The sequence below is a fragment of the Sporosarcina soli genome, assembly GCF_042655805.1.
Classification (GTDB): domain Bacteria; phylum Bacillota; class Bacilli; order Bacillales_A; family Planococcaceae; genus Sporosarcina; species Sporosarcina soli.
Map to the genome: position 1 here is coordinate 1,422,467 of NZ_JBHSNO010000005.1, position 20,082 is coordinate 1,442,548.

17 protein-coding genes and 1 pseudogene are annotated in these 20,082 nt (G+C 44.4%); 7 read left to right on the forward strand and 11 right to left on the reverse strand.

The features are described from left to right. Positions 1–290: 290 nt before the first annotated feature. Positions 291–1,148 (reverse strand): MBL fold metallo-hydrolase, encoded by an 858-nt coding sequence (locus ACFPRA_RS10820; RefSeq protein WP_381433973.1) that lies wholly within the window; start codon positions 1,146–1,148, stop codon positions 291–293. A 228-nt stretch (positions 1,149–1,376) separates the two neighbouring features. Here ACFPRA_RS10820 and ACFPRA_RS10825 point away from each other — a divergent pair, with 228 nt between their 5' ends. Further along, positions 1,377–1,874 (forward strand): DUF3231 family protein, encoded by a 498-nt coding sequence (locus tag ACFPRA_RS10825; protein ID WP_381433977.1) that lies wholly within the window; start codon positions 1,377–1,379, stop codon positions 1,872–1,874. A 108-nt stretch (positions 1,875–1,982) separates the two neighbouring features. On the opposite strand, the gene ACFPRA_RS10830 is transcribed toward ACFPRA_RS10825, so the two are convergent. The 3 genes from ACFPRA_RS10830 to ACFPRA_RS10840 form a co-directional block, all read right to left on the reverse strand. Then, a complete protein-coding gene (locus ACFPRA_RS10830; protein ID WP_381433980.1) occupies positions 1,983–3,386 on the reverse strand; it encodes an alanine/glycine:cation symporter family protein in 1,404 nt (467 codons plus the stop codon). Positions 3,387–3,563: 177 nt separating this feature from the next. Beyond that, the gene (locus ACFPRA_RS10835) at positions 3,564–4,160 is read right to left on the reverse strand and encodes a hypothetical protein (protein WP_381433983.1); all 597 of its coding nucleotides are present in this window, start codon (positions 4,158–4,160) and stop codon (positions 3,564–3,566) included. A gap of 45 nt (positions 4,161–4,205) precedes the next feature. Continuing rightward, complete coding sequence (locus tag ACFPRA_RS10840) at positions 4,206–4,598, reverse strand: hypothetical protein (RefSeq protein WP_381433986.1); 393 nt, start codon at positions 4,596–4,598, stop codon at positions 4,206–4,208. Positions 4,599–4,943: 345 nt separating this feature from the next. Here ACFPRA_RS10840 and ACFPRA_RS10845 point away from each other — a divergent pair, with 345 nt between their 5' ends. Both ACFPRA_RS10845 and ACFPRA_RS10850 read left to right on the forward strand, forming a co-directional pair. Next, entirely contained in the window at positions 4,944–6,131 is a 1,188-nt protein-coding gene (locus tag ACFPRA_RS10845; protein ID WP_381433989.1) for a glycerate kinase family protein, read from the forward strand. Next, positions 6,128–7,576, forward strand: coding sequence for an SLC13 family permease (locus ACFPRA_RS10850; RefSeq protein ID WP_381433992.1), 1,449 nt, complete (start codon positions 6,128–6,130; stop codon positions 7,574–7,576). The genes ACFPRA_RS10845 and ACFPRA_RS10850 overlap by 4 nt, the downstream gene beginning before the upstream one ends. A 54-nt stretch (positions 7,577–7,630) precedes the next feature. Here the strand turns inward: ACFPRA_RS10850 and ACFPRA_RS10855 are convergent, their stop codons facing one another. The 4 genes from ACFPRA_RS10855 to ACFPRA_RS10870 form a co-directional block, all read right to left on the reverse strand. Beyond that, positions 7,631–9,595, reverse strand: coding sequence for an ABC transporter permease (locus tag ACFPRA_RS10855; protein WP_381433994.1), 1,965 nt, complete (start codon positions 9,593–9,595; stop codon positions 7,631–7,633). Further along, on the reverse strand, positions 9,582–10,370 hold the full coding sequence (locus ACFPRA_RS10860) for an ABC transporter ATP-binding protein (protein ID WP_381433997.1): 789 nt from the start codon (positions 10,368–10,370) through the stop codon (positions 9,582–9,584). Before ACFPRA_RS10860 ends, ACFPRA_RS10855 begins: the two co-directional genes overlap by 14 nt. Before the next feature lie 335 nt (positions 10,371–10,705). Further along, positions 10,706–11,746, reverse strand: a complete 1,041-nt coding sequence (locus ACFPRA_RS10865; RefSeq protein WP_381433999.1) for a sensor histidine kinase — start codon at positions 11,744–11,746, stop codon at positions 10,706–10,708. A 16-nt stretch (positions 11,747–11,762) separates the two neighbouring features. Then, positions 11,763–12,440, reverse strand: coding sequence for a response regulator transcription factor (locus tag ACFPRA_RS10870; RefSeq protein WP_239389967.1), 678 nt, complete (start codon positions 12,438–12,440; stop codon positions 11,763–11,765). A 252-nt stretch (positions 12,441–12,692) separates the two neighbouring features. Here ACFPRA_RS10870 and ACFPRA_RS10875 point away from each other — a divergent pair, with 252 nt between their 5' ends. From ACFPRA_RS10875 to ACFPRA_RS10885, 3 genes are read left to right on the forward strand one after another with little or no spacing between them, the layout of a single operon-like run. Further along, positions 12,693–13,829, forward strand: coding sequence for a betaine/proline/choline family ABC transporter ATP-binding protein (locus ACFPRA_RS10875; RefSeq protein WP_381434002.1), 1,137 nt, complete (start codon positions 12,693–12,695; stop codon positions 13,827–13,829). Further along, on the forward strand, positions 13,822–14,475 hold the full coding sequence (locus tag ACFPRA_RS10880) for an ABC transporter permease (protein ID WP_381434004.1): 654 nt from the start codon (positions 13,822–13,824) through the stop codon (positions 14,473–14,475). Before ACFPRA_RS10875 ends, ACFPRA_RS10880 begins: the two co-directional genes overlap by 8 nt. Next, the gene (locus ACFPRA_RS10885; RefSeq protein ID WP_381434006.1) at positions 14,472–15,368 is read left to right on the forward strand and encodes a glycine betaine ABC transporter substrate-binding protein; all 897 of its coding nucleotides are present in this window, start codon (positions 14,472–14,474) and stop codon (positions 15,366–15,368) included. The genes ACFPRA_RS10880 and ACFPRA_RS10885 overlap by 4 nt, the downstream gene beginning before the upstream one ends. 76 nt (positions 15,369–15,444) lie before the next feature. Here ACFPRA_RS10885 and ACFPRA_RS10890 read toward each other — a convergent pair whose 3' ends face one another. Next, positions 15,445–16,977 carry an AbgT family transporter gene (locus tag ACFPRA_RS10890; RefSeq protein WP_381434009.1) on the reverse strand — a complete coding sequence of 511 codons (1,533 nt, stop codon included), beginning with the start codon at positions 16,975–16,977 and terminating at the stop codon, positions 15,445–15,447. A gap of 465 nt (positions 16,978–17,442) precedes the next feature. Between ACFPRA_RS10890 and ACFPRA_RS10895 the strand changes: the two are divergent. Continuing rightward, positions 17,443–18,123 (forward strand): annotated as a pseudogene (locus ACFPRA_RS10895) (MBL fold metallo-hydrolase); the annotation flags it as partial. 61 nt (positions 18,124–18,184) lie between these two features. Here ACFPRA_RS10895 and ACFPRA_RS10900 read toward each other — a convergent pair. Further along, positions 18,185–18,529 (reverse strand): hypothetical protein, encoded by a 345-nt coding sequence (locus ACFPRA_RS10900; protein ID WP_381434011.1) that lies wholly within the window; start codon positions 18,527–18,529, stop codon positions 18,185–18,187. 114 nt (positions 18,530–18,643) lie between these two features. After that, positions 18,644–20,032 (reverse strand): MFS transporter, encoded by a 1,389-nt coding sequence (locus ACFPRA_RS10905; protein WP_381434014.1) that lies wholly within the window; start codon positions 20,030–20,032, stop codon positions 18,644–18,646. Positions 20,033–20,082: the final 50 nt, after the last annotated feature.

A 20,082-nucleotide genomic window follows, 5' to 3' on the forward strand; every position in this document is an offset into this window, starting at 1 on the left:
AAAGTCAAAAACGCTTTCAGTGCCTAACTTTCCGAAACACTATATATAGTGTCTTATTCGTTACATATACCCTAACATATTGTGTTCTACACGTAAATGGAAAAACTTTTGACCATAGCACTTACCCACACTATCCACAAAAAGATGTCCACAATTGACGAACCGTCTCCATCATAATCCACAGGAATAGAGAAGAAGTTATAAACAACTTTTCCACGCAAATAAAAATCTATCTTCAACATGAAATTTTATGTCGAAGATAGATTTTTATTGACATTTCGATTCGCTACCTACTCTGAAGTTTCGTCAACATATTTTCCGAAATCGGGAACGGCAATGCTGTCGAACTCCTGAACAAGCTTATGCAAACTGTCCGTCAATAGTTCACCGGTCATAGGAAGTCCGTGCCCCGTAATCGCAACAGTAGGTTTTAAAGCTTCCAGCTTCTCCACGGATTCCCGTGCTGCTGTCCAGTCCGTCGTCAAATAGCGTGGCGGGCCGCTGATTTCCTGTTCTTGAGTGATCACCTTATATAGATATTCCTGCTTTACGGTTACAAAGGCATCCCCTGCAATTAGAGCCTTGTCCTTTTCCCTGAAGAGCGATACATGTCCTGGTGCATGCCCAGGTGTATGAATCCATCGAAAATCGGGCAAATGAGGGACACTGCCATCTTCCGGGAGTGGTTTCACATGACTTCCAAGATCAATCGCTTCATTTGGGAACATGGGTGACATCTTTGAAACCATTCCCCCTTCCACACTCGGATCCGGTTCAGGATAATCCATTTCACCTGTCAAAAATGGCAGTTCGAACTCATGGGCATATACAGGTACTTCCCACTTTTTGATTAGCTCGATAATCCCGCCGACATGGTCGAAATGTCCATGGGTTAAAATAATGGCTTTTGGTCGACTCCCCTCGCCAAAACGCCTTTCCGTTTCGGTCATTATTTTTTCGGCTGAATAAGGCATTCCTGCATCAACCAAAACAAATTCTTTTTTGTCCGGATGCCCGACCAACACAATATTCACGATTTGTATTGTATAGCTATAGAGATCTGGAAGAACCTCCGTTCCGACTCCGCTTTCAATCGAAGTTGCAGGTATGTATTTATAGTCTTCTCCGTAGGTTAAATTCTCGTCCAATTATTTTTCCTCCTTAATTCGAACAAATCCTTATTATCCTTTGCCCGAACAACTTTTTTATACCCGGAGCAGATCCACTACACCGCTCCAAAATTGGCTAGTCCATAACTTGGCTTATGAGAGTTTTGAGGTAACTCCTATTTTCCCAAGATTCCGTATAGATAAACTGAGGTTGTACATACTACTTGCTGAAGATGAAATAAAAAGAAGAGAAGGAGTGCTTTTACGATGGGCATTATGGATGGAAATCCCAAAAAGGAACCGATGCATTACGGAGAGATAATTGGTGTTTGGGCTTTTATCGGAGCAAACAATGGATTGATCAGTGGATATGAAGCGTTCGTTAATCATGCGGGCGATGATGAACTGATCAAGCTTCTTGAAGAAGCTGTAAAAATAATGAAAGCTGAAAATAAGGCGCTCGAACAGATCCTAAAAGATAATGGCATTGCACCGCCCCCTTCCTTACCTGGACGTCCTAAGGCAAAAGCTGAAGAGATTCCGGTCGGCGCAAGGTTTTCAGATCCTGAAATCAGTGCCGCTGTCTCCATAAATGTGGGGCAAGGACTTGTCTCATGCAGCCAAGTAATGGGACAGTGCCTCAGAGAGGATATTGCCATGATGTTCGGTAAGTATATTGCTGAACGAGCAATGTTCGGCCTGAAACTGTTGCGTTTGAACAAAGAGAAAGGTTGGATTGTGCCGCCTCCGCTTCATAATGAATGACTTCTAAAGTTCTCTTTTGAATAAGACGCCTTTCAACATAGGACCCTGATATTGTGTCTCAGGGTCCTTTTCTGTATCCAAAACACTTTTTTATATGTTACTCAGCCCTCAACGCTTTTCCTCTTCCCAACACTCCGCCCCTTTGAGGCCTGGTACCGAACTGGATTTAAAGACGGGATTCAGTCCTTTTTTTCGTTGGATTGTGAAATCATCTAACACCTTGAACGCCACTTTGCCGAGCACTACAATAACAACTAGATTGATGATGGCCATCATGCCCATGAACAAGTCCGCCATGCTCCAGACGATTTTCACCTCTGCCATTGCCCCAAACATCACCATACCGAGTACCAGCACACGGTAAATCGTCAGCCATGACTGATGAGCATTGATGAATTCAATATTCGTCTCTCCATAATAATAATTCCCGACAACCGAACTGAATGCGAAAAAGAAAATCGCAATGGCGACAAAATACGGAGCCCAACTACCGACATGGACAGCCATTGAGGATTGCGTCAAAATGATGCCGCTCTGCTCCCCTTTGTCATAAAGCCCGGCAAGAATGATGATGAACGCCGTAGCCGAACAAATAATGATCGTATCAAAGAAAACGCCTAGACTTTGGACAAGCCCTTGCTTTGCCGGGTGGGACGAATTTGCAGTTGCCGCAGCGTTCGGTACACTACCCATCCCCGCTTCATTTGAAAATAGACCGCGTCGGATCCCTTGCAACATAGCGGCACCAACACCGCCGCCGACCATTTCCTGAATCCCGAAAGCATGTTCAATGATCAATTTGAACATAGCGGGTACTTCTGCGATATTCACGATGACAATGTAAAGGGCAACCGCAATATAAAATGTCGCCATAATTGGTACGATGGCCTGCGTCACTTTGACAATTCGCTTGACGCCGCCAAAAATAATGACCGCTGTTATCAACACAAGAACTAAGCCGACGAGCCAATCCGGTACACCAAATACATCTGTAAACGATTGGCTAATCGTATTGGACTGTACCGCATTAAAAATAAAGCCAAAACAAAGTGTCAATAAAATCGCAAACACGATTCCCAGCTTTCGGACCCCGAGTGCCTTTTGTATATAATAAGCAGGTCCTCCCCGGAACGTATCTCCATCCCTCACCTTGTACACTTGCGCAAGCGTACTTTCCACAAACGCTGTGGCCATTCCGATAATAGCGATGACCCACATCCAAAATACCGCGCCAGGTCCGCCAATCCCGATGGCTAGCGCCACACCGGTAACGTTTCCTGTCCCCACCCGTGAAGCTGCACTAATGGTAAAGGCCTGGAATGCGGAGACGCCATCATTATCTTCTTTTTTCTCAACGATCAAGCGGAACATTTCGCCGAACAATCGCACTTGGACGAAGTTCGTACGGATTGTGAAGTAAACGCCGACCAAGAGCAGAATTCCAATAAGAAGATACGTCCATATGAAATCATTTGCCGGACCGACTAACCAATTTAATGCATCCATGATCATGTACAGATTTCCCCTTTCTCATCACTTTTTCATGTCCTTCCCTTTTATCTACCCATAATCAGTTCAAATCCAACTTTTTTCTTAGCCCTATCGAAAAACACCAGAAGCCCGATTGGATTCTGGTGTCTTCTTAATATTCCTCTTTTATACTTTTCTATTCGGAGGACTTTCCCCAAGTCAAATTCCTTTCACTTTCATATGGAAACGGATCACTTTCTTATCACCGTCTTGTTCCACTAACTTTCCGGTAAAATGTTCACCGTTCTTTCCATATGTCGCAGCTACACGAGCAGACATTGAATTTTCAATCTGTGGTTCAAGAATAATTTCATAATCCTGTAAATCTTTGATTCGCTTATCACTTTCAGGATTTTTGAAAATGAGACGGAAGCTGCCATCCGGATTTACGTACGTCATGCCAATGAAACCCGAAGTGATGTAACCCGGAATACTGTCCCTTGACTTCATTTGCGTCCCTTCAAGCAAATTGCTTTTCGCATCGATATAAACATAACGATCGTCTTTCGTTATCGTCGGCTCCATCCATATCTCAGTCTCCCCATAATTTGCCGGCACTTCCCACACAGGCGGTTCGATTTCCCTCTCTTTCTGTCCATCTTGTTGTGCCATTTCGATTTGGACAGCCGCCTTTTTATAATCGACTTCACTTTGCGTATCAGCGTAAACACGGATAAATTCGCCTTGTAAATTTTCTCCTGACTCGCCGTATTGCTCTTTGATCGCATCATTTTGGATTGCCGGTTCGAACTTCACTTCAAGTGTGAATAGCCCATTGAAACTTTCCGGTAGTTTTGTTTCTTACAGAAATTCGCCATTATCTTCCACAAACGCAATCATATTCCCGCCAATGAGCTGTGCCTCGATGCCATCCATCAAAAAATATAATTTGGACTCCGGCAAGAGATTCGTTAAGCCCTTCACAGTGAGTTTTTGGCCATCCAGTGACACATCCCCCTCGAACCAGACGTCTAGCTCACCTTGATCATCAGGCGCACCCGCTCCTGGGCTTTCAAATTCCACTTTTTCTTTTTCAACCTTATTCTCTTCATCACCATCGAAGCGACCTTCTAGGTTTTCATTCTGTTCTACGCTGTCGCCTTCCGATGTTTCCTTTGCCGGCTTCTCGCTACACGCCGATACCAATAAAATTGTGAACAAAAGAACCATGAACCATTCACACTTCATCTTCACTATCCATCAACCCCCATTTCTACATGCTATTTTCTTGCGTTCAGCATAACACGAATTATTTGAAGTAAATTAAACAGTTGACCAATTCTATCCTCAGACTCATCTTCGCTATTCCTCTACTATGAATAAATGAGTAGCAAAATAAATCCCTTACAACAAAATACCTATTCACTAGGATAGACATACAACGAGTAGTTATGGGAATTTAACTCTACTATAATAACGTCTAGTTTTCTTACTCCAATTTCAGAAGCTCTCATCACTTTCTAATGATCCTCTCAGCATTCTCTAGTATTCGATTGCTAGATTAGTATTCAATGTTAGATTTCAGAGGAGGATATGGAAATGAAGATCGTTATGGTTCCGTCAGGATTTAAAGAATGTTTGGATGCAGAAGAAGTGGCTTTGGCGATGGAGCGTGGCGCAAAGCGATTTGACCGTAAGGCTGATGTAGAAATTGTACCGATGATTGATGGGGGTGAAGGCTTTGCCAAAACAATCATTCGTTTGAAAGCAGGGAAGATCATTTATCGTGAAGTGACGGGGCCGGTCGGAGAAAAGATTTTAAGCCATTTCGGCATTTTCGTTGAGAACGGAAAGAAGATAGCCGTCATCGAAATGGCAGCGGTTGCCGGATTGAAATTAGTTCCGCGCCATCAAAGAAATCCTTTAGAAACGACGACTTATGGTGTCGGAGAACTGATTCTTTCCGCATTGGATTTAGGCGTCGACCAAATCTTGTTCGGTTGCGGTGATTCAGGCACATCTGATGGCGGAGTCGGAATGGCACAAGCACTCGGCGCGCAATTTCTAGATACACGCTCAAAACCGATACAAGTACGCAGTGTAGTAGACTTAATGAAAGTCAGGCATATTGACACCAGCTTTCTGGATGAAAGGCTCTCTACTGTCCCCATTGACGTGGCATGTAACTGGAAGAATCTATTATGCGGTGACCAAGGCGTCGCCCGTGTATTCGGTCCCCAAAAAGGAGCAACTCCGGAACAGGTTGAACTATTATCGGAGGCGCTGGATCACTATGCCGCTTTAATCAAGAAAACAGTTGCACTCGATGTCAGGTATTTACCTGGAAGTGGTGCATCGGGCGGTTTAGGGGCGGGCCTCATCGCTTTTGCCGGAGCCACATTGTATCCACGATTCGAAATCATAAAGAATTATATTCAGATCGAAGAAAAAATCAGAAACGCAGATGTCGTCTTCACGGCGGAAGGCAGTCTGGATTTTCAGACGCCAAACGGAAAAATCCCGTCAGAAGTCGCGCGTATTGCAAAAAAACATCACATTCCAGTCATTGCGATTACCGGCACAATCGGACAAGGAGCAGAACTAAATTACAATGCAGGCATTGATGCTTATTTAAGTATCATCCCCAAACCGACAACGTTGGAAAAAGCCATGATCAATGCACCAAAATGGATTGAAGATAGTACGGAAGCTGCGCTTAGGCAAGTCTCCATCGGCCTCACCATTGCCAAACGGATCAGCTCTTTAAAAGGGGTTTTGCAAAAATGATGACGAGAGCGGAAAAACATGCGCATGCACATCGGCCGCTCACTCGGCTGGTCAGCCGTTTTACAAAGAAAACATGGGCAATCCTAGGCGTCCATATCCTCTTCTTATTAGCAATCGGTCTGATTGAAAATCTGGATTATAGCGCAAAGGTTTCTTTGTTTGCTTTCTTATCTGCGATGACCCTATGGATCGCCACTAAAATTCCTGCCGGCTTTGTCGCCATTGCCCTGCTGATATTCATCGTGCTGATGAAGGCGGGTAGTCAGGAATTGCTCTATCATTCACTTGCGGAAGAAGTCGTGTGGCTGATGGTAGGTTCGTTCATTATCGGAGAAGCGGTTAAACAGTCGGGATTGGCGGAGAGGTTCACCCGCTCCATCCTAAGCAGAGCAAAAAATAAAAACTCCATTCTTGCCGGAGTCACATCCATTTTATTTGCATCCGCCTTTTTCATCCCTTCGACTTCTGGTCGGGCTGCCTTATCCATGCCGATCATTAAACAACTTGGCAAAAAATTTTCCAAAAAAGAACAAAGTGCGCTGGCGGTACTTGCACCCATCGTCATCTTAATGAGCACATCTGCCACTTTAATCGGTGCAGGTTCCCATCTAATCGGAATCGGCTTGCTTGAAAGCACTGTCGATCAAACCATTTCCTACGTTCAATGGTTTATATGGGGAGTTCCGTTTGCAATCATTACAACCCTGTTCACTGCAATCATCGTCAAATGGATGCTATGGCCCCGCAATGCATCGAAATTTACAGGACAAGCAATGGAAGTAACGGCTGAAGCCAAAAAAACTTTCAATGTTAAAGAGAGAAAAACAGTTATTCTGATAACGTTACTCATTTTCGGTTGGATGGCAGAAAGCATCCACGGCTACGATATTGCGTTCGTTACAATGATCGGTGCTGTATTCGTCATGCTCCCGTCCTTTGGCGTCATCAGTTGGAAAGACGGAATGAAATCCGTGTCCTGGAATTTGATCGTGTTCGTCGCCGCAGCAACTGCGCTTGGAAAAGTGCTCGTCGATAACGGTGCAGTCGCTTGGATTGAAAAAGAATTGTTTAGTGTACTTAGGCTTGTCGAGCATGGGAACGAATGGTTGATCGTATTGATCATCGCTATTGTAACGACTACAAGCCACTTATACATCACTTCCCATACGACACGTGCAGTCGTATTCATCCCGGGTTTGATACTGTTCAGCGAAACAATCGGGGTAAATCCCGCAACAGTCGTTTTCCTAAGCTTGATCGGGATGAACTATTGTGTCACCTTCCCGGTCAGTTCAAAAGCCCTTCTTCTGTTCTACGAGGAAGGGGATGTCTCCTTTGATGCCAAGCATTTGGTTAAAATAAGCGCTGTTCTCATGCCTCTTTATATCATGGCGATGGTCTTATTTTACTTCACGTTTTGGAAGTGGATGGGGATGGAATTATAAAATGCCAGTCACCAAAGCAATTTTCATTGTTCTGGTGACTGGCACTTGCGTCAATTATAAAGCGGATTTGACCGTTTTCCTGTAGTAACCGACCGTCAGGAATGCGAAGATCAAGTAGATCAGCGCATAGACGCCCATCGCAATGGAAGCGGGCACTGTAATATCGGACATAAAGAGGAACGAGGCCGCTTTGATGGCGAATACGGAATGCAGCAAGCCGATCAGCAAAGGCAATCCAAAGACGAATGCCTGCTTACGGATGATACCGCGCATGATGTCTTGGACCGTAAAACCGAGTTGTCGCAGTGTCGCATAACTTTTCTTCTCCTGCTCCGCTTCCGTCATTTGTTTGAAATACAAGATACTACCTGTTGAAATTAAGAACACAAGTCCTAAGAACCCCGCGATGAAGATGAGTAATCCGTTTGACTGGATCGATCTTTCGTACATGGAATAATAATCAGCACCATATGACCATGAACCTTCATCCCAATGCTGGGTCCGAATATCCGAAGCTAGCGCAAGTTGGGATTTGTCAGTTATATTGAAAATACGGATGCTTTTTATGATCCATTCGGGGGACATGTTTTCTATACTTTCTGGAACCATCGCTTTTTTATATTTTTCAAAGTCAGCGTCATTAACGACAAATTGGGGACCCCAAGTATTATTGATTACGTTGCCTTCACCCAATTTTACAGCTGTATATTTGCTTTCCGGCTCACTACTTGTAATATAGATTTCGAATGGAATTTTCATATCTTTTGCTAAGAAACTCATCTCTGAGGAATGATAAATGACAGTCCCATCCTTTGGTGTATCAACTTGTAAGCCTGCATTTTGTAGTTGCTTAGCACTTACAATATAGGTATTATAGATTCCTCCTGACCAGTCCATAAATGCAGGGAAAATCCCTTCTTCATAAGTCCCTTCCACACCAAGCAATTCAATTGTTGCTGTTGTATAATTGATTTCCTTCTCTTTTAATTTGGCTTCAAAAGCCTCGGCTGATATTTCATCATCTGTAAGCCATTGTTCGTCAAATGCAAAATCAAACGGCATCATGTAACGCGTTTCCTTCTCCGTCGAATAATAAAGTGAATACGAACCCGCCAGCATTGCCAGCGTCATCGCGGATAATACAGTAATGATTGTCAGCGAATTGGCATTCCCCTTCATCCGATGCATAAGCGGCGCAAGGGATAAACTATTGTTCAAGCCGAGATGCCCTTGCTTCCGTTTCCGAATTTGGTAAAATAGCCAACTGATTGTGACGCGAAACACAAGATACGTGCCGAGTATTGTCGAAGCCAATACTGCTAACATATTGAAGTAGATCATATTGTTCAACATATGCCCCGATAACCAATAACCGAACACAATCAGCCCCATTCCAAGGATAGCCAACACCGCGGATAGGAACGATTTAGGCTTTTTCGGATGCTCACCTGACTTCTCAGAATTAAATAATCCAAGCAAAGTGCTCCGGTAAACGGTGAACAGCATTTGGACAGATGTCAATGCAATGATGGCGATAAAAACAACAGCCGTTTGAATAACTGCCGCCATCGAAAAAGACACCTCAATGAAGCCTTCATGTCCAATCAATTTCATCAGCAGCATTAAAAATACGCGGGAAACGAGCAGCCCTGCCCCAACACCGATTATAAGCGCGCCCGCACCGAGAAGGGCATTTTCAATAATGAGTAGTCGCGTCACTGCGCCCTTTGTCAATCCTATCAATTGATACAATCCAATTTCCTTACTTCTTCTTTTCAAGAAAATTGCATTGGCATAGACAACGAAAATACCAGCAATGAACAACAACAAGATGCCCGCTACTCTAAATGCCGCTGCCATATTCGCAGAGACTTCGGATTGTTCCATAACGGCTGGATCATATTGCAATGTCGCAAAGACGAAATACAAAACAACACTTAATATAAGCGCAAAAAAGTAGAGATAATAATGTTTGATATTTTTCCGCATACTGCGAATGACAAGATCAAATAGAGTCAACGTTGTCGCCCCCAAGTACGCCTTGGACTTTCAGTATCTCTTGGAAGAAAGCTTGTCTCGTCTTATCACCGCGATACAATTCCGAGTAGATCGTTCCATCTTTCAAAAAGACGACACGGCTACAGTAGCTCGATGCTACAGGATCATGGGTCACCATCATGATCGTGACACCCCGCTGTTCATTGACTTCTTCCATCGTGCCAAGCAAAGACGACGCCGATTTCGAATCAAGCGCGCCCGTCGGTTCATCCGCAAAGACCATCGATGGCTTATTGATCAATGCACGAGCAGCAGACGTCCGCTGCTTCTGCCCACCGGAAATTTCATGCGGGTATTTATGCGCGAGATCTTTAATGCCTAGAATGTCGGCGATGGCATTGAACTCCGCCTCCACCACTCTTTTTTTCTTTTTCCCCAGCGATACGGGCAATAAAATATTTTCTTTTACTGTCAATGTATCGAGCAAATTATAATCTTGGAAAATAAAGCCCAGCTTATCGCGCCGGAATGCAGATAACTCCGCGTCTTTCATCTTGGAAATATCAGAACCGCTAATCAGGACGGTCCCCTCCGTCGCACGATCAATCGTCGCGAGAACGTTCAGCAATGTCGTCTTTCCCGCCCCCGACGATCCCATGATTCCCACAAACTCCCCTTCAATCACACGCAAATCGATCCCTTTCAAAACTTGCTGGACATTGCCACGCGAACCATATGATTTCCGCACATTTTGTGCATGTAAAACGGTATTACCCGTTGAATGTATCGTATTCATTGCAACTGCCTCCCTTTTCATCATGTCTCTATCGTACCGCGATTCATACAGCGAGTCGTTCGATTTACATGACAAACGGAAGCCCCAACATGACAATATTGTCATGTTGCAAAGTTCAGTCATGAGAATTCATGCAAAATCACCTTTGGACAAAGTTGAAATGGGGATGGGGTGCCTTCAAGTGATCATTAATTCTTACTGGCGCTCAATACGCTTCTTCTAATAATAATAAAATCTCCCTAGCGCTCAAAGGACACATCCAAGTGATCATAAACCATTCCCAACGCTCAATAACTCCCTCCAAACGATCATAATCCCTCACCATCGCGCCCTCCTCAGTACACATCCCCCGAGCGAATTCTCGTTTTATCAAACTCATTTTCAATAGAAAAAGTCATGCCAACAATCGTTCCTTTTCCCACTTCAGATTGCACTGTCAGTTGTATTCCGATTTTCTCCGCAACCGTTTGTGCGAGGTAAAGGCCTAGGCCGGTTGCGGCGTTATGCAATCTGCCGGTTCCGCCGGTGAATCCTTTATCGAAAATCCGCGGTACATCATGGGGTTCGATGCCGGGCCCTTCATCTTTAATCGTCAATATAGCATTTCCTAACGCCGTGACATCCATTGAAATAAAAATCGTTCCCCCTTCTGGACTGTATTTCAATGCATTCGTCAATAGTTGCCGGATGATGAATCGGCTCCACTTCACATCTGTGACAACGTCTAGCCCTTCGCCTTCCAATTCGACTGCAATATTCTTTTCCATGCACCATGTCGCTAGTTCACGCACTTCCGCTGTGGCCAGCTGGCGAAAGTCCGCTTTTTCCAGAACATAATCCGCTTCAAGCGTCGGCAATCGCGAAATGTACAGCTGTTGGTCGATCAACAAATGGACGCGCAACCACTCCGTTTCTATTTTCCGGATAACCGGATTTTCCCGATGGGCATCCATCGTCAATTTCATCGCGGTCAGCGGTGTTTTCACTTCATGCACCCACGCGGCAGTATAGTCCCCTTCGATGACACGATCCTTCCGAATGGCGGCCAGTTCACTTGAAAATTCCAGCTCGGCCTGTTGCAAAACTTCTTTCACCATTTCATCCCGTAGAAAGTCAGTTTCCGGCAATGCTTCCTGCCAGTCCTTCATTTGCTCTTCTGCAAGCACAACCAGTTTTTTTGTGAATTTCATTTCCACCCGATACCGCCAAACGATAAATAAGACCAATATGACAATCAGCAACAGATTAAAATAAAGGACCGATGCAAACTTTGCGTCGATCCCCGGATCCAACCAAATGAGCATGTCCGCCAACCCGAGCGACAGCACAAAAAACAAAATCCAACTTTTCATATCCCTCACATAATGAATGAACATGTGGATAACCCCCTTCCTACAACGTGACCGCCATATAACCAAGTCCTTTTTTCGTAACAATTGCTTCACCCAGCCCGATTTCCGCAAGTTTCTGCCGTAGGCGTGTCACGTTCACCGTTAATGTATTGTCATTGACAAACCGTTCGTCATCCCATAATTTTCGGATCAAATCATCACGTGAAATAATTTCATCATTGGATTGAACGAGCACAGTCAGGATGAAAAATTCATTTTTCGACAGCTCCGTTTCCTGCCCATCTCGTCGAATGACGCCCCGTTTCAAGTCAATCATCGCACCATTCCACTCCAGCACATCCGGCGCTTCCTCACCATATGCATACGTCCTTCTCAATAAGGCTTGCGTTTTCGCAAGCAGCACATCCAGGTGGAACGGTTTCTGAATATAGTCATCCGCGCCCATATTCATTGCCATGACCATATCCAGCGGATGATCGCGGGAGGATAAAAAAATGATCGGTACTTTTGACACCGCACGAATTTCGCGACACCAATGGAATCCGTCATAAGCCGGCAGTTGAATGTCCAAGATGACAAGATGCGGATTCGTTTGAATGAAAGATCCCATCACATCGTTAAAATCAGCCGGTCCCTTGACATGAAAAGACCATTGCTCCAGCCGTTCTTTTAGTGAATTAAAAATTGAAATATCATCCTCAACAATAAAAATGCTCATGTCCACCCCGATCGACTCCCTTCTTCCGTCCATTTTATCGGAAACCTTCACGACCAAGCAATTCAGGACATCAGAGGACGGAAATATCAGAAAAACCTGTTAAATATTCTTTGCATATGCTATACTAATTGAATAAGACGACACTCTTAAATTGGCAAGAGTTAAAATGTCTTGTTTTTTTATTACTTTTCATTATTTTTTTATTCACTTTATCGAAATAATAATGAAAGAAAAAAATAATAGGAGGATTTCATGCTGAAATTTGAAAATGTGAGCAAAGTGTATGATGACGGCTTCCAAGCCGTAAAGTCAATTAGCTTCGATATTCAGGAAGGTGAATTTTTGGTGCTAATTGGACCAAGTGGTTCGGGAAAATCAACGACAATGAAAATGATCAATAAGATGGAACCCCATACGAGTGGAACCATTTCCATCAACGGAAAAGATATCAATTCGTATAATCCATCTGAATTGCGTAAGGACATCGGTTATGTCATCCAACAGATCGGACTTTTTCCCCACTATACGATCGAAAAGAACATCGGCATTGTCCCGCAAATGAAGGGATGGAACGACAAAGAGATTAAAGCTCGAGTGAACGAACTGCTTGAACTCGTCGGCCTCGATCCCGAAGTATATGCCACCCGTTACCCCAAAGAACTTTCCGGCGGTCAACAGCAACGAGTCGGGATTGCGCGGGCACTGGCAGCCAACCCGGACATTATTTTAATGGATGAACCATTCAGTGCACTCGATCCACTGACACGCGAACAGTTGCAGGCCGAAGTAAGTGCCTTGCATAAAAAATTGAATAAGACCTTTGTTTTCGTTACCCACGACATGGATGAAGCATTGAAGATGGGCGATCGCATCGCAATTATGAAAGACGGTAAACTTCTACAATTGGACACTCCAGAAAAATTACTTCACGAACCAGCCCACGGCTTTGTAGAGGAGTTCATCGGTAAACACCGGATAACCCAAAACCCTGAACTGATGCCCGTTACCGAAATTATGTCGGAAACAGTCGTCACCTCTCTCCCTCAAAGGTCTCCGGAAAAAGCGCTCTCGCTTATCCGGCAGCGAAAAATTACAAACCTTATTGTTGTCGATGATGACAAAAAGCTAGTCGGAATCGTTTCCGCATACGATGTCATCAAAAAATTGGATGTCATTAAAACGGTCGAAGAAATCATGTTATCCCGTGAGCCATTCCTGCCAGAGACAGCGACAGCCAGGGATGCCATTGTCATGATGGATGAGGCACCATTCGGCATTATTCCGATCGTTGACGCACAACAGCGGGTATTAGGCGTCGTCACACGCGGTTCATTGCTATCCGCCATGTCCAGCCCGTGGACAGATACGGAGGAAAACGACCATGAATAACTTGAATATTTGGCAACAGCTCACCCAACAGTTGCAGATGCGTTGGCAAGAATTGCTTTCAGCCACATCTGTCCATATCCAACTTGTATTTTTCTCGATGTTGATCGCTATCATCCTCGGCGTGACACTCGGTATTTTCGCTACACGTGTACCTAAGCTTGCTAACTTGGTGCTCGGCGGGGCCGGAATCATGCAGACGATTCCAAGCTTGGCATTGCTCGGATTCATGATTCCTATTTTCGGGATCGGTGTCAAAACGGCAATTGCCGCATTGTTCCTGTATTCGCTCCTTCCGATAATTCGGAACACCTACACGGGCATCAAAGATGTTGACAAGGCGACGACCGAGGCGGCAAAAGGGATGGGAATGACGAGTATGCAAGTCCTCCTCAAAGTGGAGTTGCCTTTAGCGATCCCCGTCATCATGGCCGGAGTCCGTACAGCCGCGGTCATTAACGTCGGGAATGCCACACTGGCAGCGTTCATCGGAGCGGGCGGTCTAGGCGATTTCATCTTCCTTGGGATTACGCGCGGCATCGACGGCTTGATTTTACTAGGAGCGATTCCGGCTGCACTTCTAGCGATCATTCTTGAAACGCTCTTCACTGCGGTTGAAAAATGGACCACGCCGGAAGGATTGAAATGAGTATGAGAAAAAAGCTTATCGCATTGATGATGACAATACTTGTCGCGAGTATGCTATCAGGCTGTATCTTCATCGAAAAGGATACATTGATACTTGGTTCACGAAACAATACGGAAAGCATCATTTTGTCGCATGTGATGGGACAATTGATTGAAGAGAAAACCGATATAGAGGTTTCTTACAAAGAGAACCTTGGCGGCTCAACTGTCGTCTGGAATGCAATGCAAAACGGTCTGATCGACGTCATACCCGATTATACAGGGACAATTGTCGTCACCTATTACCACGAGGATCCCGGGACAGCCGAAGAGACGTTAGAAGCGACAAAACGGCTTGTCGACGAAGACGGCATTATCGCCTTCAACACATTCGGCTTCAATAATACGTACACATTGGCTTTAGACGAATCAAGAGCCGAAGAGCTTGGCGTCAAAACATTCAGCGACTTCGCGAAAGTCTCTGAAGACTTCACACTCGGTGCGGTTTTTGAATTTATCGACCGTCCGGATGGCCTACCCGGCTTCCAGAAAGAATACGGTCTGAAATTCAAAGACGTCAAAGGGATGGACCACGGCATCATGTACCGTTCCATCGGCGCAAAAGAAGTGGACGTCATCAACTCCTACACAACAGACGGTCAGCTACAAGATTATGACCTGCGTGTGTTGGAGGATGATAAATCCTACTTCCCTCCCTACCACGCACTGCCGCTCGTACGAAAAGAAGCGCTGCAAGAGTATCCTGAAATCGAGGAAGTCCTCAGACAACTCGAAGGGAAAATCGACGAAGAAGCCATGCAAAAAATGAACGCCAAAGTCGACAACGAAGGCATGATGGTCGAAATCGTCGCAGAAGAATTTTTGATTGAATCAGGGTTGATTGAAAAGAAATAAATGAAAAACCGCACCTCTTGTGAAAGGGTGCGGTTTTCATTTCTATAAAAAAAACTGTTTTTAAGACACTATATGATTAATTTGGATAGTGGATTCCTGAACCAGGACCCAAATCAATACCGAACAACATCCAGACAACAAGTGTCGCTGTCCAGAAGACAAGGAAGAACATGCTGTATGGGAACATGACTGAGATAAGTGTCCCAATTCCCATTTTCTTATCGTATTTCTGTGCGAATGCGATAATAATCGCGAAATAAGTCATAAGTGGTGAAATGATATTCGTAGACGAATCGGCGATACGGTACGCCATTTGCGTTAACTCAGGCGTATAGCCCATCTCCATCATGATCGGTACAAATACCGGTGCCATCATCGCCCATTTCGCAGACGCACTACCGATGAACAGGTTGATAAATGCTGAAATAAGGATAAACATCAAGATGAGAGGAATCCCTCTTAAATTAATGCTGTCAAGGAATTGCGCACCATACACACCAATCATCAGCCCCATGTTGGACTCTGTGAAAAAGGCAACAAATTGACCCGCTGTAAACGACAAGACAATGAACATGCCCATCGCCGCCATCGTCGCAGACATCATCGCAGCAACGTCTCGATCATTGCGGATCACTTTCGTAACTTTCCCGTAAACAAGTCCAGGTATAAAGAACAAAATTGCAATAATCGGTACCAACGAACTCATAAACGGTGAACGAATGATCGGCATTTCGCCTTCCACTCCACGTAGCGGTGCCCCTTCAGGAAGAATGAGCAATGCAAATAAGATACTTGAGATGACTACAGAAACCGTCGCCCAAACAAGTCCTTTTTTCTCAATCGTCGTCAGCTTTTCAATTTTTTCGCGGTACTCGCCCTTATATTCACCAAGGCGCGGTTCGACAATTTTTTCAGTTACCCACGCACCAACGAATGTTAGAACGAATACAGAAGCTGCTATGAAGAAATAGTTCATAGCGATGTTCATATTTTCTGCATATGCAGGATCCATGATTGCCGCTGCGGAAATGGTCAGCTCACCGAGCAATGCATCCGTCCCTGATAAAAACAGGTTTGCGCTAAATCCTCCGGAAACACCAGCGAATGCAGCTGCAAGACCCGCTAACGGATGACGTCCCAATGCGGCAAAGATAACCGCTCCAAGGGGAGGCAAGACAACGTATCCCGCATCTGAAGCAACACTTGACATAACGCCTGCAAAAACAAGTCCTGCTGTAATCAGTCGTTTGGGAACGGCCATAACAAACCCACGTAACAGTGCACTAATCAGACCCGATCCTTCTGCGAGCCCGATTCCTAACATCGTTAACAAAACAACACCAAGCGGTGCGAACCCGACGAAGTTCGCCGTCATTTGTGTAAATATGTATTTGATACCTTCCCCGCTTAGTAGGTTTTTAACCTCAATCATTTCTCCCGGCTTGCCAGGATGTTCGGCGGTTACCCCAAATGATGATACTATCCATGATAGGACAAGGACAAGCAGCGCCAATCCAGCGAACAAAGTTACCGGATGCGGCAACTTATTTCCGGTTTTCTCAACCATGTCCAAAAAACTTTGGAATAAACCCTTTCTTTTCGTTTCCATAGGAGACTCCTTCCATACCAATAGTTAGTAAAAATGTTCAGAAAAAAAATAACCAATCTCTTGAATAATTATCAGTATATAAGATAGTTAGAATTATTTAAATAGCAAAAAATAATTTTGAAATATGACGAACAGTCAATACCTTCCAACTCTTTAATGAATTCATTTGAAATCTTATATTATTTGAGTTGAAACCCTTTTATCAGAATCACCTATTTAACAAAAAAATAAATTGTAACTATTTTTTTGCTTTTTTAGTTATTTACAATTGTACTTCTCGTAAAAGATGATACTACTCGTAGTCTAATATTTTGCCAAATTTATCTACTTTCCATTTTTCTCGTACAAACTTTTCTTTGCCGCGTTTCCACGATACACTTACAACAATGAAGGAGGCGTTTCAATATGAAAGTTATCCCCATCGGCATTTGAGGCGGTTACCCGAAAGCAAACAGTGCAACCTCTTCGTTTTTAATCGAACATGAAGGCTTCCATTGTCTGATCGATTGTGGCAGCGGGGTTCTGTCATCCTTGCAAAATCATTTACCGTTAGAAAAATTGGATGCGGTCGTCATCAGTCATTATCACGCAGATCATATTTCAGATATCGGCAGCCTGCAATATAGCCGGCTGATCCAGTACTATCTCGGCAAACCGGCACCTGTTTTACCAATTTACGGACATCGGGAAGATGAAGAAAACTTCGCGAAACTGTCATACAAAGAACAGACAGTAGGTGTGGGCATTTCAGAAGAGGAGATCGTCCAAATCGGACCGTTTGAAGTATCTTTTTGTCGAACAATCCACCCTGTCTATTGCTTGGCAATGAAATTTAAAGTGGACGATCGATCAGTCATTTTGACGGCAGATACAGAGTGGCGGGATGAGCTGGTGGACTTCGCATGCGGGGCTGATCTGTTAATAAGTGAAGCGAACTTGTATGAAGAACATGTTGGCAAAGCACCCGGTCATATGGGCGGTAGCGAAGCGGGCAAATTGGCGAAACTGGCCGGTGTCAACCAGCTTGTACTCACCCATTTGCCACTGCACGGTGATATCCAAGAGATTCTTGCGGCCGCTGCCAGTACATTTAACGGATCTGTCGAGCTTGCGGAAGTCGGGAAGCCGTACACAATTTCTCTATAACCAAAGAGGCTGTCCTCAGTTTTCACAAACTTTCTGGACAGCCCTTTTCTTCAATCATGCATCAATTTTTCACTAGTTTCGGCTGTTCCATATCGCTGCCGATTATCATTTCCTCAGTCTCTTCACCAGTTGCTGAAAGATTTTTAAGTAAAACAGTACCTATAAGACTCAGAACCGCAGTAAATGCTAAATAAAAACCAATTGAGTAAATGGTTCCAGTCACTTGCACGAGATACGTGCAGACGAGCGGAGCGATCCCTCCAGCAAATATTGCAGGTATTTGTAAACCAATGGAAGCACCACTATAGCGCAATCTAGCTGGAAAGGCCTGAGCGATCAGAGCTGGCTGGGCACCTGCTTGTATATTATGCGGACACATCGATAAAACCGTTGCACATCTCCGCACCCCCGCCAAGGGTAAAATGCTTTTTTCTTCACTTAGCTTTGTTTTATAACAAACTGGTCCAATAGATTAACATTTGCCTAGATACTCACACCACCGACATTGCCATCTTTTATTTTATTTTGGTAATCGAATCGGTTCCGCATAGCTCTCTTTAACTAGTTTAGATTGAACTTGTTTCAAGTTTTCCTCTTCTAGCTTGTTATAGGACGCATGTTGCTCCTGTACAAACGCTAATGCTATACCGCCAACTAAAGACGCGATTCCAATAGCCCCAAAGTTAAATTGCGGATGCAAGTTCAACGTCAACAAGATTCCGATAAGGATTGGGGCTAAGATACCGCCAATCCGGCCAATTGCCATTGTACTGCCAAGTGCAGACGCACGTATACTAGTCGGATAATACTGGGAAACAAATGTACTTGATAAATTTTGAACTCCAATAGACGCTGCACCGATGACTGCAATCAGTCCGAAGACGATGACCGTACTTTTTGAAAAGCCAATGAGCCCAAGCGCAAGAGCTCCAGAAAGAAAAAGGGGGACAAGCACTTTTTTTGGACCTACTTTGTCCATCAGCCTTCCAAGTAGAATTGTTCCTGCAATTGCCCCAACTTGCATGACCGCCGTAAAGAGTAAGCTTGAACTCAAATCATAGCCTGCCTGCATCAATAGACGTGGCAGCCAAGTAGTCAAAGAGAAAACGAGGAGGAGTGAGCAGAAGCTGGCAATCCAAAACATAAAAGTGCTAAGCGCTCGCTTCTCTTCAAACATTTTAACGACCGGTAACCCAACAGCACTGTTAGTTGACCGTGGTGGTTCCAGCTGAGCAAGCAGTGGCATGGATGGATCGACTTTTCTCAAGATCTGTTTCGCTTTTTCCAGTTCTCCTTTTTCAATGAGGTATGCGACTGACTCCGGGATATTTTTTATAATGAAAGGCAGCATTAACAGTGGAATAGCGGCCAGCCAAAAGACTGGTTGCCATCCTACTATTGGGAGTAGCGCACGACTTGTCAACGCTGCAATAATCCCTCCGACAGAATAGCCGGCAAACACGTATGCTACAAGAGCCGTCCGTTTATATTTAGGTGCGAACTCTGTCATTAATGCCATGACATTCGGCATCACGCCGCCAAGCCCAAGACCTGCGATGATTCGGCAAATCGTAAACATTACTGCCCCTGACGCAAAACCTGAAAGAAAGGTGAAGAAGCTGAAAAAAACGATACAAATAATAATGACTTTCTTTCTCCCAATTTTATCTGCCAGTAATCCAAAAGTGATTGCACCTATCACTGTACCCGCAATTGTGTAACTACCGATGGCGCCAGCCAGTACATCAGACATGCCCCATTCCTCTATCAGTGCAGGTACAACGGCTCCGTAAATGACGACATCGTAGCCATCAGACATAATAATAAAAAAGAGCCAAGCGACTAGTGCGATGTGAAATGAATGAACACGGCTGTTATCAATCGTTTGCATTGGATTAATGAATTTCATCTAAACTGTTCCCCCTTTGGACTTCCAGTTACTGAATTGTCACAGTTCTG

Bases quoted from the DNA above. Each gene is read 5' to 3' on its own strand.
- ACFPRA_RS10850 (WP_381433992.1), top strand. From the start codon at position 6,128: ATGATGACGAGAGCGGAAAAACATGCGCATGCACATCGGCCGCTCACT.
- ACFPRA_RS10865 (WP_381433999.1), bottom strand. From the start codon at position 11,746: ATGTTCATTCATTATGTGAGGGATATGAAAAGTTGGATTTTGTTTTTT.
- ACFPRA_RS10880 (WP_381434004.1), top strand. From the start codon at position 13,822: ATGAATAACTTGAATATTTGGCAACAGCTCACCCAACAGTTGCAGATG.
- ACFPRA_RS10885 (WP_381434006.1), top strand. From the start codon at position 14,472: ATGAGTATGAGAAAAAAGCTTATCGCATTGATGATGACAATACTTGTC.
- ACFPRA_RS10830 (WP_381433980.1), bottom strand. From the start codon at position 3,386: ATGATCATGGATGCATTAAATTGGTTAGTCGGTCCGGCAAATGATTTC.
- ACFPRA_RS10870 (WP_239389967.1), bottom strand. From the start codon at position 12,440: ATGAGCATTTTTATTGTTGAGGATGATATTTCAATTTTTAATTCACTA.
- ACFPRA_RS10905 (WP_381434014.1), bottom strand. From the start codon at position 20,032: ATGAAATTCATTAATCCAATGCAAACGATTGATAACAGCCGTGTTCAT.
- ACFPRA_RS10890 (WP_381434009.1), bottom strand. From the start codon at position 16,977: ATGGAAACGAAAAGAAAGGGTTTATTCCAAAGTTTTTTGGACATGGTT.
- ACFPRA_RS10825 (WP_381433977.1), top strand. From the start codon at position 1,377: ATGGGCATTATGGATGGAAATCCCAAAAAGGAACCGATGCATTACGGA.
- ACFPRA_RS10860 (WP_381433997.1), bottom strand. From the start codon at position 10,370: ATGAATACGATACATTCAACGGGTAATACCGTTTTACATGCACAAAAT.
- ACFPRA_RS10845 (WP_381433989.1), top strand. From the start codon at position 4,944: ATGAAGATCGTTATGGTTCCGTCAGGATTTAAAGAATGTTTGGATGCA.
- ACFPRA_RS10875 (WP_381434002.1), top strand. From the start codon at position 12,693: ATGCTGAAATTTGAAAATGTGAGCAAAGTGTATGATGACGGCTTCCAA.